Origin of the sequence: Chitinophaga filiformis (assembly GCF_900102545.1) — a bacterium.
Lineage (GTDB): Bacteria > Bacteroidota > Bacteroidia > Chitinophagales > Chitinophagaceae > Chitinophaga > Chitinophaga filiformis.
Map to the genome: position 1 here is coordinate 1,235,985 of NZ_FNBN01000001.1, position 15,527 is coordinate 1,251,511.

At 44.3% G+C, this 15,527-nt stretch carries 11 protein-coding genes; 4 read left to right on the forward strand and 7 right to left on the reverse strand.

Translation table 11 applies throughout. The features are described 5' to 3' along the window. Complete coding sequence (locus BLR32_RS05020) at positions 1–1,881, forward strand: monovalent cation:proton antiporter-2 (CPA2) family protein (protein ID WP_089829145.1); 1,881 nt, start codon at positions 1–3, stop codon at positions 1,879–1,881. A gap of 2 nt (positions 1,882–1,883) precedes the next feature. On the opposite strand, the gene BLR32_RS05025 is transcribed toward BLR32_RS05020, so the two are convergent. The 6 genes from BLR32_RS05025 to BLR32_RS05050 form a co-directional block, all read right to left on the reverse strand. Next, entirely contained in the window at positions 1,884–2,144 is a 261-nt protein-coding gene (locus tag BLR32_RS05025; RefSeq protein WP_089829147.1) for a hypothetical protein, read from the reverse strand. Between the two features lie 26 nt (positions 2,145–2,170). Further along, entirely contained in the window at positions 2,171–2,392 is a 222-nt protein-coding gene (locus BLR32_RS05030) for a hypothetical protein (RefSeq protein WP_089829149.1), read from the reverse strand. 817 nt (positions 2,393–3,209) lie between these two features. Next, positions 3,210–4,784, reverse strand: a complete 1,575-nt coding sequence (locus BLR32_RS05035; RefSeq protein WP_089829151.1) for a DHA2 family efflux MFS transporter permease subunit — start codon at positions 4,782–4,784, stop codon at positions 3,210–3,212. 150 nt (positions 4,785–4,934) lie between these two features. Next, positions 4,935–6,062: an HlyD family secretion protein gene (locus BLR32_RS05040; RefSeq protein WP_089829152.1), complete on the reverse strand. Its 1,128-nt coding sequence runs from the start codon at positions 6,060–6,062 to the stop codon at positions 4,935–4,937. Positions 6,063–6,105: 43 nt separating this feature from the next. Next, positions 6,106–7,470, reverse strand: a complete 1,365-nt coding sequence (locus BLR32_RS05045) for a TolC family protein (protein ID WP_089829154.1) — start codon at positions 7,468–7,470, stop codon at positions 6,106–6,108. Then, entirely contained in the window at positions 7,460–8,086 is a 627-nt protein-coding gene (locus BLR32_RS05050) for a TetR/AcrR family transcriptional regulator (RefSeq protein ID WP_089829157.1), read from the reverse strand. Before BLR32_RS05050 ends, BLR32_RS05045 begins: the two co-directional genes overlap by 11 nt. A gap of 1,034 nt (positions 8,087–9,120) precedes the next feature. On the opposite strand from BLR32_RS05050, the gene BLR32_RS05060 reads away from it, so the two are divergent. The 3 genes from BLR32_RS05060 (at position 9,121) to BLR32_RS05070 (ending at position 12,310) form a co-directional block, all read left to right on the forward strand. Then, positions 9,121–10,023: a carbohydrate kinase family protein gene (locus BLR32_RS05060; RefSeq protein WP_089829161.1), complete on the forward strand. Its 903-nt coding sequence runs from the start codon at positions 9,121–9,123 to the stop codon at positions 10,021–10,023. A gap of 99 nt (positions 10,024–10,122) precedes the next feature. Then, positions 10,123–11,232, forward strand: a complete 1,110-nt coding sequence (locus tag BLR32_RS05065) for a carbohydrate-binding family 9-like protein (RefSeq protein ID WP_089829163.1) — start codon at positions 10,123–10,125, stop codon at positions 11,230–11,232. After that, positions 11,225–12,310 (forward strand): family 10 glycosylhydrolase, encoded by a 1,086-nt coding sequence (locus BLR32_RS05070; RefSeq protein ID WP_089829165.1) that lies wholly within the window; start codon positions 11,225–11,227, stop codon positions 12,308–12,310. The genes BLR32_RS05065 and BLR32_RS05070 overlap by 8 nt, the downstream gene beginning before the upstream one ends. A 1,665-nt stretch (positions 12,311–13,975) precedes the next feature. Here BLR32_RS05070 and BLR32_RS05075 read toward each other — a convergent pair. Next, on the reverse strand, positions 13,976–15,517 hold the full coding sequence (locus BLR32_RS05075) for a RagB/SusD family nutrient uptake outer membrane protein (RefSeq protein WP_089829167.1): 1,542 nt from the start codon (positions 15,515–15,517) through the stop codon (positions 13,976–13,978). Between the last annotated feature and the right edge of the window lie 10 nt (positions 15,518–15,527).

Below are 15,527 nucleotides of genomic sequence, written 5' to 3' on the forward strand. Positions count from 1 at the left end.
ATGGAACATTCTTACTTCTTCATAGCGATGATATATCTGGCTGCTGCGGTGATCTTCATCCCGGTAGCAAAAAAACTCGGCCTGGGTTCAGTGCTGGGATATCTGCTGGCAGGTATCGTAATAGGCCCCTCTCTCCTGGGGTTTATAGGACATGAGGGACAGGATATTATGCACTTTGCAGAATTTGGCGTAGTGATGATGTTGTTCCTGATCGGCATTGAACTGGAACCAGCATTATTGTGGAATATGCGGGCGCCAATTCTCGGACTTGGCGGATTACAGGTATTGATCACAGCCGCCGCTATTGCCGGATTGGCCCTCTTACTTGGTCAGCCCCTGAATGCGTCACTGGCGCTGGGTATGACGCTGTCCCTGTCCTCTACGGCGATTGTGTTGCAAAGTCTGAAAGAGAAAGGACAGCTATCGTCAGCCGCAGGGCAGAGCGCCTTTTCAGTGCTCCTCTTTCAGGATATTGCTGTCATCCCGATGCTGGCAATCTTCCCCTTACTGGCCGGCCCTGATGCAAGCACTACTACAGACCATACTCCCACATTCAAGGATAACCTGCCGGCCTGGATGCAGACCCTTGTTGTACTCGGGGCAGTAATAGCGATCATCGTTGCAGGACAATATCTGGTCCGTCCATTACTAAGGGTCGTGGCCAAAACACGCGTAAGGGAATTGTTTACTGCGTTCGCATTACTGCTTGTGGTAGCAATATCTGTACTTATGAGCCTTGTTGGATTAAGTCCTGCATTAGGCGCCTTCCTGGGCGGAGTAGTATTGGCTAACAGTGAATACAAGCATGAGCTGGAAAGTGATATAGAGCCTTTTAAAGGGCTGCTGTTAGGCTTATTCTTTATGGCAGTGGGAGCATCCATTGACTTTAAACTGGTACTGTCCATGCCATGGGTGATACTGGGCCTGGTGGTATCCTTAATAATACTGAAGGCGATCATTCTACTGATACTGGGTAGAGTATTCCGTATCAGCATGGAGCAAAACCTTCTCTTTGGTATGGCGCTTTCCCAGGTGGGAGAATTTGCATTTGTATTGTTGTCATTTACCCAACAGAATAATATCCTTTCTGCCCGGCTGGTCAGTATCATGACCGCGGTAGTTGCACTCAGCATGGCATTGACGCCATTGTTATTACTGATATACGAACGGGGTATTCAGCCCAGGCTCAGTCAACCTGACACCGGGAACAATAATACACGTGAAGCAGACGAAATACACGAGAAACACCCGGTTATCATTGCAGGATTTGGTCGTTTCGGAAACATTGTGGGACGTTTCCTCAGAGTAAACGGTGTAAAGGCAACCATCCTGGACCTGGATTCAGACCGGGTTGATGCATTGCATAACCTGGGTGTCAAAGTATATTACGGAGATGCCGCCCGTCGCGATCTGCTCGAAGCTGCCGGTGCTGCCGAGGCGAAGATCATTATCGTTGCCATGGATACAGTGGAGCAAACACTCGATGTCGTAAAGATTGTACGTAAACATTTCCCTCACCTGCAAATGCTGGTAAAAGCGGAGCATATTCCTGATACCTATGAGCTGATGGATCTTGGCGTATTACATATCTATCGCGAAACACTGGACACGTCCTTACGCATGGGCGCCGACGCCCTGCAGATGCTGGGCGTAAGGGCCTATCATGCTCATCGTAATATCAGCACTTTCAGGAAACAGGACGAGAAGGCATTGAAAGGCCTGTCTGCCATCAGAAATGACAAAAAACTCTACGTCAATACGGTCAGAGAGCGTATTGAAGAAATAGAAAAACTGATGGCCAATGAAAGGGTAACCAAATGGAATCCTTCTGCACAAGGATGGGATGAGCAATCCCTGATCGATGAGGCTAACCAGGACTAAGGCTACTGACCGCTAACAGTTTCCTGTATCCGGCGGGCAATGTCCTGTAACAGCTGTGGGTCAACAGTGTGTCCGGCATGTGTATGCTTGTCGCCAATAGCTCTCAGCTGCCCTTCCTCATCTTCCTCGAAGGTGATCTCGCATTCTTCGACAGTCACTTTGTAACTGATCTTATATTGCTGTATCCATGGGCGTACCTCCAGGATATGGGGTTTCTCCTTGTATTCAAACTTGAGTATAAATGGTTCATCCAGACCTTCCATAGTTCACAAATTAGCACGTAAAGATATCACTCAAAGCTCTTATTCCGGATACGCATTTTTTCCTCTCTTGATAACTGATGAATGAATAAAAGGGAGAGAGAAGCCGCGGCACTGATGATCAGTATATAACCGATAAAGCCGAGCGTGTGAAATAACCGAAACAATGTCCAGTCGTTAATAATAGCGTACTGGGCTAAAACAGCCAGCACTGTTCCTACTAGCGCAAAAGCGAATGCAATTCTCTTCATAAAGGGTACGTTTTGGGATCCGTTATTCTTCTCGAATTAGTTGATCTTTTTTGTCCGTTTTTTCTGTTGGTTAATGTCCTACTGTTCAGGGGGCAAACAAAATGCCATGGCGTCCAAAAGACAAAGTTACTATCAGCATGGTTTTTCTCGTAGATACTTTTCCACATTTTCGGGAAACGATGAAAATGTGAATAACTCCATTCCTAAGATATCACCAATATTCCGTATTGAAACCTAACGTATCATACTGATAATTCTTACATAATCGTATCATTTATAAACTTTTTTACCATAATTTCATCATGCTTTATTATTACATCATCGCTAAGATCTGCTACAGGCATAGAAATTAACTACCATATGTTGTGAATAACTACCAAAACGATCATCAGACAATTTTCCAGTTTTCCATTTGATTATAAAGTGCTTATCGGTCATCTATTACTTTGACTTGTACCGGTATGGATTAATTTGAGGGAATATAGTAACCCGCGGCTTTTCCAGGCCCAGGGCTTTGTTCTGTTTCTTCTCTGTACCTGTAGACCACATTTCGATGCCAGCAGACTACATACTGTCTATTAAACACACCGTAAAAATGAAACCGGCCATTTCGATCCAGTAATGGCCCTTTTTCTTAAATGGAAGGGGTAGAATGCGCCGCGCTACAAATACAAGTCGCCTGAAACCATTCTACAGGAACAGGCAGAACTGAACGGGACCTTTAGCATTAACATAAAAAAAGCCGGAATAAGATTATTCCGGCTCATTACCTAAACCTACAACTGTTACACTGTTAGTAACATATCTTTAATATCTTTTAGTGCATAGCACTTGGATCCAGTTTTGTTTTCTTGCTGCCTTTTACCATCAGTACAAATGGCACACAGATCAGGAACATTAAACCCAGGTAAAGGAACACGTCCATGTATGACATGACTACGGCTTGCTTCATTACACTGTATTCCAATGACTGGTAAGCACTTCCTACCGCTTTTTTCGCATCCATTCCTTTAGAAGCAAAGCTGGCCGTCATTCCGGATACCCTGTTCATTACAGTAGGATTGTTGGTGTCCAGCTTACTCACCAGGTCCACACGATGGAGTTCATTGCGGCGGGACACAAACGTGGTGATCAATGCTACTCCAAAGGAACCTCCTAACTGACGCATCATACCTGTAAAGGCCGCGCCTTGTCCTATCTGCTGACCTTTCAGCGTCGACAATGAAAGTGTTGTAATAGGAATGAACAACATACCCATTCCGACCCCTCTCACAATCAGCATCCAGAAAAAGGCTTCTGACCCGGTGTCTGGTGAAATGATCTTATATCCCCAGAAACAGAAGACAAAGAACAGGAACATTCCGATGGCCACCAGATACTGCTGCGGTATTCCTCTTTCCAGCATTTTACCAATAAAGGGCATCATAAATGCTGTGGTCAGGGCTGCCGGTATCATCAACATACCTGATTGTGTAGCCGTCCAGCCTAAGGTACTTTGGGTGTATAATGGAATAATGAAGGTAGATCCATATAACCCGAAACCCATCAGGAAGGATAAAAGTGTACCTACCCGGAGATTCCCGTTCCCAAGCACTCTCAATTCCACTATCGGACTCTTATATGAAAGTTCCCTCCAGATAAAGAAGAAGAAGCCCAGTACTGCTGCAATTCCCAATATTAATATTGTCGAGTCATTAAACCAGTCATCTTCCTGCCCACGTTCCAAGACGTACTGGAGTGATCCTACCCCCAGAGCCAGGAGGCCAATCCCTAACCAGTCCACTTCACTCGCTGATTTCTTCTCACCATATTTCGGGCTTCTTACAAATTGAAGTGTAAGCAGGGTTGCTATTACACCAATAGGAATGTTTATATAAAAAATGTAAGGCCATGCATAATTATCTACAATATAACCACCCAGGGGAGGACCCAGAGTAGGACCGATGATCACACCCAGGCCATAGATTGCCTGTGCCATCCCTCTTTTTTCCGGCGGATAGCTTTCAGTAATAATGGTTTGTGAGGTTACCAGCAGCGCTCCACCGCCCAGGCCCTGTATAAAACGGAACAATACCAGTTCCCACATGGCAGTGGCGTTTCCGCAAAGGAAGGAAGCTATAGTAAATATGATAATGGAAACTGCGAAGTAGTTACGACGTCCGAACTGCTGTGATAACCAACTCGTCATCGGTACAATAATTACGTTACCGATAGCATACGCCGTGATCACCCAACCGATCTCACTCAGTGTGGCGCCCATGTTTCCGCGCATATCATTCAATGCCACGTTCACGATGGTTGTATCCACGATTTCCAGCAAGGCGCAAAAGATGGCAGTAATTGTGATGATCACCCGCCGGGCTCCATATTCTACCAATGATTCTTGTTGCATCGCGTTTGTCAATTAGTTGTATAAAAATCAGTTACCGAATGCCCCCGCCTGGTGACGCGAAATACGCTGTTGTATGTAATACCAGACTTAGAGTAATTCCAATTTGTTTTTTCACCCGCACCACTCAAGCGGGGCCATTCGTGACTGAAATTAGTCAAGATGTACATCCACAACTACGTTCATACCTGGACGGAGTTGTTTCACTTCAGTTTGGTTCAGATCATTGAATTCGATCTTCACCGGCAGACGCTGCACCACCTTTACGAAGTTACCTGAAGCATTATCAGGAGGCAGTAAGGCGAAACGAGCACCTGTAGCAGGAGAGAAGGATGTTACTTTACCTTCGATAGATTTACCAGGAAACGCATCTACATGCACACTTACTTTCTGGCCTAGTTTCATTTTATCGAGCTGTGTTTCCTTGAAGTTGGCCACTACCCATACATCGTTAGATAATACAACGCTGAAGAGTGACTGACCTGCCTGCACCAGCTGTCCTGGCTGTACATATATTTTGGATACTTCCCCATCTTCAGGAGCGGTGATGATAGCGTAGCTCGCCACAAGTTTTGCATTGTCTACTTCAGCCTGACGTTCTTTGATCACGGCTTTGGCAGCATTGATCTGTTCTGCGGTAGCATCACTTTGTGTAGATACTGCGCTTGTCTGACGGGCAGCTACTTTCTTCTGTTCTTCCAGTACATTCAGCTGACGCTCTGCAGTTTGTTTTGCTGCCAGGGCCTGCTCATATTGCTGCTGGGTAACAGAATGATCTTTAATCAGGTTATTATATCGCTCGTAGTCCTGGTTAGCGCGCCATACGTTTACTTTGGCAGCTTCGATCTGTGCATCTACTGCAGAGATATTTGCCTGGGAAGATGAAACGTTTGAGCGGGCAGCCGTAGTAGTAGCAACTGCTACCTGTACATTTGCTTCAGCAGCTGCCAGCGCAGCTTCTGCCTGTGCCACTTTTATCACCAGATCCCTGTCGTCAAGGATTACCAGGGTATCTCCTTTCTTTACACGTTGGTTATCCTTTACACGTACTTCTTTTACGTAACCTGTTACCCGTGGGATTACAGGGCTTACGTTTGCTTCCACCTGTGCGTTATCGGTCTCTTCATGATGTTGCGCATGTATATATTTAGAGATACCGAATGCACCACCACCGATAACAAGGATTGCTAAAACGATGATGAAACGATAGTTCCTCTTTTTAGGAGCCTCATGGGCATTCTGAGAACTTTTATTGTTAGTTGTAGCTGTTTGCGTTTCCATATAGTATATATATGATTAATACTTTTATTAAAATCCTGATTGATTATTTCCCGGCCTCTGCACCTGCTTCATTTAAAACACCTGCGGTTTCAAGTAGCTTGGTATAAGCAACCACTGCGTCAGCTTTGGCGAAAGCATAGTTCAGTTTTGCCTGTACATTTGCTACATCAGCTTCCAGCAGATCTGTGGTTGTAGCCAGATTATTCTCCTGTTTGTTTTTTACTATCTTATAATTCTCACTTGCCTGGTCAATTGCCTTCATGTAGGCTTCTATCTTCTTCTGATTTACCAGGTAATCCTGGTATGCCTTGTTGATAGAAAGATGGATGTTATCGGCCAGCAATTCCTCGTTTACCTGTACTTCCTGCAATCTTACTTTGGCTTCGGTTACTTTTGATCCTGCTTTCCAGAGAGAAGAAGGAGAGTATTTTACGCCTATGCCTGCATTCAGTGCGTTGGTTACTGTCAGTGCATTAGGTACTGTCAGCGCAACGTATCCACCGGTCAGTGCTACAGAAGGGTAATATTCGCCTTTGGCAGCTTTGATACCTGCGTTGGCAGCTCTTTCACGGGCAGAGAGTGCAGCAGCATCCTTACGGTTCTGCAGTGCTATCTGTTCCCACTCAGCAACAGCTTTGGCGCCGGCAGGTAGCTGTTCGAAAGTGGTAGTATCAGCATCCAGTACGGTGGTTTCCGGTAAGCCCAGCAACAGGTTCATGGCGATATTGGCCAGTTTCAGGTTGCTTTCTGCTTCCAGCAGCGATACTTCTACATTGGACTGTTGCAGCTGCACTTTTAATAAGTCGTTACGGGCCACAATACCATTCTTTTCAAGATTGGTAAAATCTGTCACCCGCTGTTGCTGCTGTTTAAGATTTTCCTGTACGAGTGTTACTGCCTGTTGTGCCTTATAGAGATTGCTATAGGCATTGATGGTATTCTGGATCACTGCTTCACGGTCTTTATCGGCATCCAGTTTTGCAGCTTCGGCAAGATATTTTGCTGATTCCTTCTGGCTCTGCATGATAAATCCTGAAAAGAGCGGCATGGAAACAGAAGCCATCGCATAAGCTACTGAATTCACTTTGGGAGATGATCCACCGCCGGAGCTATCGCCCCCCAGTTTCAGTTTAAGATCGACATTAGGCTCATTAATACGGAGATAAGAAGCAGAAACGCTTACGTTTGGTAACTGCGCATCCCGTGAAGTCTTAACTGATGCCAGTGCTGCATCAATTTTAGTTTTGCTGAGTTTGAGTTCTTTACTGTTTTGTATACTAAGCGTTATGGCTTCCTTTAAAGACAGGCTCTTCTTGTCCTGCGCCTGAGTGCTGAAATAAGGTAAAGTCAGCAGTAGGGCGCACATTGTAAGAGACCATAGTCGCCTGTATGTGCTATTAAGCTTCATGGATTAGAATGGCTTTAAACAAATTTTTCAAATGATTGCTTGTATGACTGATTAGATATTCCTGCAATTCGCTGTCTGTAAGATGTTCAAGATTGCTCATGCGCTGGAAATGGTGCCGGGTAGACATAATATGATTAGTCGTACCTACAAGGGTAACCACCATCATCATGATATCCACATCCTCTTTAAATACCCCGTTTTCCTGCCCTTCGTTAATGAAGGATTTGATCACATCGTGTACTTCCTTTTTATTTTCGTGAATAAGTTCGTTCACTGCTATGTCTTCCTGGATCTGCGCTCTTATCATCATCAGGTTGAAGCAAGGATTACTCATTACCCTGGTAACGTACGTTTCCACCAACGCATCAAATCTTTCAACATATGAACGCTCTGTATTGCTAAGCGTTGCTGTCAGTGTCATTTTCCAGGCGATGATCCTTTTCAGGAAGATGGCTTCAATTAATTTCTCCTTTGAGCCAAAGTAGTAAGATATCATTGCGATGTTCACATCAGCCTCATGAGCAATATCCCTCACCGAAGTAGCATGAAAACCGTGGGAAGCAAATAACTTCTCGGCAGCCTCCAGGATTGATAATTGCTTTTGATTGTATTCCATGTGTAACTCGAATTATGGCACAAAGTTAAACAAACATTTAATTTAATCAAACGACTGTTTAAATTCTTGGTAAGTTTAATACCTTTTTAAGGTGTTTTTAAGGTTTAAGTCCCTACCAGGTTAATTTTAGCATGGATTGTGCCAATACACATTAATATTTTTAATATTTATTCAGATGGCCAGGTCGATTTCGGGGAGGAGTGAACAGAACGAACTAACAGTTTCAAAATGAACATAATGGACTCATTGAGTACCGGTTTTTCATTTTACTTTTGAGCCGTTCAAAAAAAATCTTGTCCCGATTCAATCATTCATTTATGCCAGATCTATCTCTAAGTGAGCTGACTTTAACTAACGAAACCGATCATTCATTATCCCGAACCAATAAATTTTTATGTGCTATATTTTAAGAAACTGCTGGTTATCAAGCCGTTTATCGGCATCAATTACCAGGACCTATTCGAGCCTGTCTTTATATCTGTTGTTTCATTTATACCTGTTCCTATATCTATACCTATTTTCTGGTCTAAATTTATCGCTATATCTAGCCATATCCATTATCTGAAAACGATGCCGGATTCAATCGATCCGTCCAATCCGGACTAATTTTCCATTTTACTTCATGTTCATCGCATAGCTCTGACATTGTCATGGCCGGCGAAGCACATCCATTTGCTTGTATTTAAGCTACGGGCATTGTAATTCATTATAATGTCCCCGGACGGGGGTATGTACTTTTCTCTATACACACCAAGGTTGATAAAATAGATGCTTAACCCGGAGCGCTGTCCAGCGCTCTGGTTTTTAACTTATTCTCTGTCAGAGCAGGAACAAGGACAAGGTCGAGGATGACCGTATTGCCGGTGGGTTGCTGTTACGGTATTGCCGACCGGGAACGGGAAAACAATGTCAGTATAGTACAGGAGCCCGCCTTTCGGATAGCGTTGAGCCACCGGTTTCTATAAGACGTTGTGCAGGAAAAGAGTATTATTATGTAACCAAAATATAATTACTGAGCACAAATACATTTAATTATGACGCAATATCAAGTAGCCTGTTTTGGAGAGGTGCTCTGGGATATTTTGCCGGATAAGGCCTTACCCGGAGGAGCACCAATGAATGTCGCCTATCATCTTCAGAAATTATCCGTGCCTGTTGCTATGGTATCAAGCATCGGGGATGATGAACCTGGCCAGACATTACTGGACATCATGAAACAATACCAGCTAACGACCGACTATATCCAGACCGATCCTGTTCATGAAACAGGAAAAGTATATGCCCGTCCCTCAGCTGAAAATCCGCTTGAGATGAAATATGAGATTGTGCAGCCGGTGGCCTGGGATTATATTTCTTTTACGCCAGCCCTGCGGGAACTGGCCCAGCAACCGGGAGGCACTTTTCTCGTATTCGGTAGCCTGGCCAGCAGGAATATAGATAGCCGGCAAACATTACTGTCCTTATTAAAAGGGAACCGCACCTTTGTGCTGGATATTAACCTGCGTCCTCCTCATTTTGAACAGGAGCTGCTGGTAGAGCTGCTACATCATTGTCACATTCTGAAGCTGAATGAGACAGAACTCTCCATCATCGGTAACTGGCACCAATGGCCGGATAATATGGAGGCACAGGCAAAAGCACTGAGCACTCAGTACTCTATTCCCACAATCATTATTACGTTAGGGGATAAAGGAGCCGCCTTATTAAAAGGAGGAAAATTCTATCAGCACCCCGGATACCGCGTGAAGGTAGCCGATACAATCGGTAGTGGGGATGCGTTCCTCGCGGGGTTCCTGTACAGCACTATAAAAAAATATGATCCTATCGATACGCTTTCCTTTTCATGCGCGCTTGGTGCCGTAGTAGCTTCCTATCACGGTGGTTGTCCCGATTATCAGAGATCTGAGATCACCACCCTGATGGCAGCTCACAGGTAGTCACATAGCCGGCCGGCCAACTTTTGCATTTTAACCACTCAATTAAGCCATTCATTGAAAAAACATAAATAACGCGCTCATCTTTCTTATATTTAGCGCATGTCTCAACTTATTCGTCATGTGATTACAGGATTGGGAATGGTATGCCTGTACCTTCCATCTTATGCACAACAAAAGCCGGCCTATGTGCCTCCCAGGCAGTATCACTCGTACCAAACCGATGCTCCTATAAAAATAGATGGGATAGCAGATGAAAATGCATGGTCCAAAGCGGTATGGAGTGAAGATTTCACTGATATTGAAGGCGACAAACAGCCCACACCGGCTATGCGGACGCGCCTGAAGATGCTATGGGATAATCAAAATCTCTACATTCTCGCAGAGCTCGAAGATCCACATATATGGGCCACCTTACATCAACACGACACCATCATCTTCCAGGATAACGATTTTGAAGTATTCGTAGATCCGGATGGAGATGGTGAAAAGTATTTTGAAATAGAGATCAATGCTCATAATACCGTGATGGATCTCTTCATGTCAAAAGCTTACCGTGTAGGAGGAGATGCCCTGATGACCTGGGACACCAGGGGGATCCAGACGGCTGTTCACATAGACGGTACCTTAAATGATCCCCGGGATAAGGATAAAAAGTGGACTGTGGAGATGGCTATTCCCTTCGGCGCTTTTGCATTCTTTAACCAGGGACTGCCCCCTAAAGACGGGGCCCGCTGGAGAATTAATTTTTCCCGTGTTGAATGGGATACCGATATTGTGAACGGACAGTATATCAAGCGGAAAGACCCTAAAACCGGCAGATCATTGCCTGAGCATAACTGGGTATGGTCTCCACAGGGAATCATCAATATGCACGCGCCTGAAAAGTGGGGTTACCTGTCTTTCGTCGCAAAACCAACAGGCAGCGCTCCGGTTAGCTTGCCACTGCCTGCCATTGAAGCGGCCAAGGAATACCTCTGGGATGTATATGCAAAACAACAGCAATACCGCAGGAAGAATGGCCGCTATGCGTCTACCCTAAGCGCACTTGGTATATCTGCCACTACTATCAAGGAGCAGGGAGCAACTTACACACTGCAGATGGAGGGTATTACAGATCAATTCACAGCTACTCTGTTGAACAAAAACGCAAAAGAACGTTGTTCTATTAATCAAGAAGGGAAAATCTCTCAAAACTCGTCAAATGAATAAACGCAATTTCCTGAAATCAGTCGGTCTTGGTAGCCTGGCTATCATGCAACCATCTATCCCAACTTTATCTGCTTCGGCGAAAACGCCATCTCAACCGGCTAAAAAAGCCAGACATCGTGTCTGGATCAATCCCGATGAAAAAGATACCGTTGCCGACTTGCAGCAACGTTATGCTGCTTACAAAAAAGCAGGCATTGGCGATATCTTCTTTGAAGCAGACAGCGAAAAGCATTTCAGAGCGGCGAAAGAGAATGGTATCATGGCACATAGATGGATCTGGACAATGAACCGTGGCGAGAAGGAATTGCTGGCCAGCCATCCTGAGTGGTATGCAAAGAACAGAAAAGGAGAATCCTGTGCAACACATCCACCTTATGTACAGTATTACCGCTGGCTATGCCCCAGTAAACCAGAAGTTGTCAACTACCTGAAAGAACAGGCTGAAGCAGTGCTCTCTAAAGATTATGTAGACGGTCTTCACCTGGATTATGTTCGTTACTGTGATGTTGTACTGCCTGTGAACCTGTGGACTAACTACGGTATTGATCAATCTAAGGAGTTACCTGAGTATGATTTCTGCTATTGCGAAACCTGCAGGGAGAAATATAAAGAGAAGAAAGGAATAGATCCACTGGAAATGGAACATCCGGACCAGAGCCCTTCCTGGAGGAGGTTCAGGTATGAGCGTATCACTAATGTGGTTACCAACCTCGCACAGGTGGCGAAACAACATAAAAAGCCTATCACGGCAGCTGTATTCCCAACTCCTGATATTGCGAAACGCATCGTAAGGCAGGACTGGACAAACTGGCCGCTTGACTCAGTTAATCCGATGATCTATCATGGCTTCTACAAAGAAGACGTAAACTGGATAGGCGAAGCGGTGGCTGAAGGGGTAAATGGTCTTCACGGGAAATTTCCGCTGTATGCAGGATTGTATCTGCCGGACTTCAAGGGCAACATGGATGATCTTGAAAAAGGTATCCGCCTTGCTTTACAAAACGGTGCCGCCGGTGTATCATTGTTCGGAAGCGTAAATACAACTGTATTGGATACGCTTAAAAAAGCAAGCGTATAGTGACCGTAATAATATGCTGACATATATTTAAAATAGACCCGGGGATCATGAATGATCCCCGGTTTATTTTATCATAACCCCATGTCACGAATAAATATTTGTAATAAGTTCCAGGTATCAGAAATGACACCCGGTATCATACGAAACGATAAAATGAACACCTATGAAAATTATTGCCAGGTACCAGGAATAGTACCCGGCTCAGAAGAATCATCTATTAGGCGATTGAGACAATATTCCCAGTTTAGAAATATCTTTTAGGACACTGTAAATTTAGGACACAGTAAAGGTTCCGGGAGCCAGGATTGGCTCCCGGTTAATCAAATTGAAAACCCCTAATGAAATGAGTAAATAATTGCAGCGCCTTTCATCGGAATGCGTCACCAGATTACGGTCAGCGCCGCATTTGAACCCAACATGTTCCTTTAATATCATCATAATATTTTCATCATTTTTTTTATCACTTCTTAGGCACATGATCTTTGATGAGATGACAGCACCGCTTATACTCTATAATCATGGCAACATCTGGCTTCACTAGTTCCACCAACACCATTAGCCTGTTTCCCAGATAGTATGTGATTACAACTACCATCTACAAATCCGCTCCATCATCCCCATATGACCACATCATACACCATTTGAGCGAATAAGAGCCAGGAACCAGGAATGGTTCCCGGGTTAATTTATATTGTTTGTTATTACGTTATACACCATATATAACAAAACCCCTATTATTTAAACCAGTGCAATAAACTGCCTTAACAGTAATTTGCTTACTGAATACATTTAATAGTTCAAGAAAACCCGGGTAACAGGACTGAAACCCGGTGACGTCTATTGTTTGTTAAACCCTAATTACTAAATAGCCGGAAAACAAAGGCAATACGAGTTACCGTCCATCTTGCAGGACACTAATCATTGTTTGCATGATGCTGTGTTTTATCCCCCTTAATAACATATCAACTGAATAATATTTTACGTTCTCGGTTAAGTAATCTCTTTGTATCATTTTCGTATAGGTATATGGTTAACTTAAAGCTGTTTTATTAAAATGCTATTGGCGTTAGCGACAACAGGACAAAAGTAAACCGGCTTTCCCGATTAACCTTGTATCATTACATTCATTAAACTGGCAGCATTCATTTTATTCAGTTTTTATAGAACTCATGCTATAAAGGAAAAAATTTGTAGTGCAGAAGGGATAATAAAAGAAGTAATACTGATAGTGGAGATATTCAAAAAGAGTCAACAGGTAACATCTCCAGAAAGGATAAGTCTATCGTTGAAAGCATTATAACCTACATGCCTATTCCCGGTGGAGGTAACCAATCTATACCCCCAACCGGGCAATAAGCTGCATCAAAATTCCACCACAATTCCACTCTGCACTATCTTTATGCTTCCCGCTATATCTATAGCAGTTATAGCATATCCCCCTTGTGAGCACGCAATAATAACTTCTGCTACTTTGCGTCAGTGTAAGATGTAAATTTCAATGCATAGGTATCTTGTGTTAAAGGGCATTCCTGCTCATACTTGCATCAGGAACAAATCACTTCCTGCATGATAACCCACGTAAGATCAGCAGGCGATCATCATGTAAATTAAGTATGTGGAAATGATCAGAAGAGACTGCATACTGCAGTCTCTTCTGAAAGAATATTAATAACCGTCGTTCTGTTTGAGGTTCTTATTAACAGCAAGGTCGCTGGTTGGTATCGGGAATAACAAATTCTTCGGATTATCGGAAGGCTTCAACTGCCACACATCCAGGAACTTACCAAAGCGGATCAGATCCTGCCTGCGCCATCCTTCCCAATAGAGTTCACGACCTCTTTCATCAAGCAGTTTATTAAGATCCAAAGTTGCCCATGTGCTGGCCTGGCGATTGGTCCTGATCTGGTTAACAATCGTCAGCGCTGCGGCAGCATTGTTTGTACGCAACAGCGCTTCCGCTTTCATCAGCAGAACGTCTGCATAACGCAGGAATACATAGTCGTTGTTGGCGTTGTTGCTACTCTTAGTTTCATTAGAAGTCATATCAGGCGGATATTTCACAACCCTGATACCTGTTACTTCCAGTGTATTCGGATCTGTTTCCTGCAGTTTCAGCTCTCTTGTGAAGATCAACAGATTACCCTTCCTGTCTTTCAGTGCAGTACCTGCAGCATTATATTGTTGTCCAACCAGGAAGCCTACTTTCAATCCGCTTTTTTCAGTTACACCCGGATAAGATCCTCCACGGCGTACATCAGTTGCTTCAAATTTGTCGTAGAAATCTGAGATGGTAGCATATCCATTCCAGCCGCTTGGATCCTGGTTATAGTGCAGGGTAGGCGCCCAATGACAGAATACAGCGTTGCCGCTTCTTACTGTACTGAAGCCGGGTCCATTACGCTGTGTGAAGATGTTCTCCTTTGAGATCGCATCATTATTAAAGGCGAAGTTGTCAAAGTAATTAGTCAGGTTATATTTACCGCTTGCAGTGATAGCATCTGCCAGCTCAATCACCTTCTGCATATCTGCTGCATCAAAGGTAGGCGCTGCTCTGTTGGCCCAGGCACCTTTGTTAAGATATACTTTCATCAACAGTGCTCTGGCAGCATTCTTATTAGCTGTGTAAGCCGGTACATTCTCATCCAGTGTGTTAATAACCTCAGTCAGTTCACTAATGAGATACGCTGTCGCTTCCGCAGGTTGCATTACCCTTGGCGCATTCAACAGTGTATCGCCGGGATTACGGAAGGGTACCTGTCCCCAGCCATCCAGGATAGCGAACATTGCAAAAGCGCGCAGGAAGCGGGCTTCCCCTGCCTGTTGTGCGGTGGGATTAAAACTCAGCACATTGGACGCCAGGAACTGCAGCTGCAGGATGTTAGAGAATGTATTGCTGATATATGTATGATCCGGTGTCCAGTTGTGCAGTTTAAGCGCACGCCATACGCCGTTATCATCCCAGTCACCACCGCGGGTAGGAGCCACGGCTTCATCTGCAGTCATTTCCTGTAATGCCCAAAAGTTGGATTGGTCCTGAAAAGGCAACTGCAGACCATTATATGCTGAGATCAATAGTGCGGGAACCTTGATCAATGAATCTGCCTGCTCACGTGTGAGCGTGGAACCCAGCTGCTCATCGAGAGAGCAGGATGCCATTCCACATCCGAACACAAGTGATAATATGATGAATGCTTTATTCAATCGCATAGTTGTAATT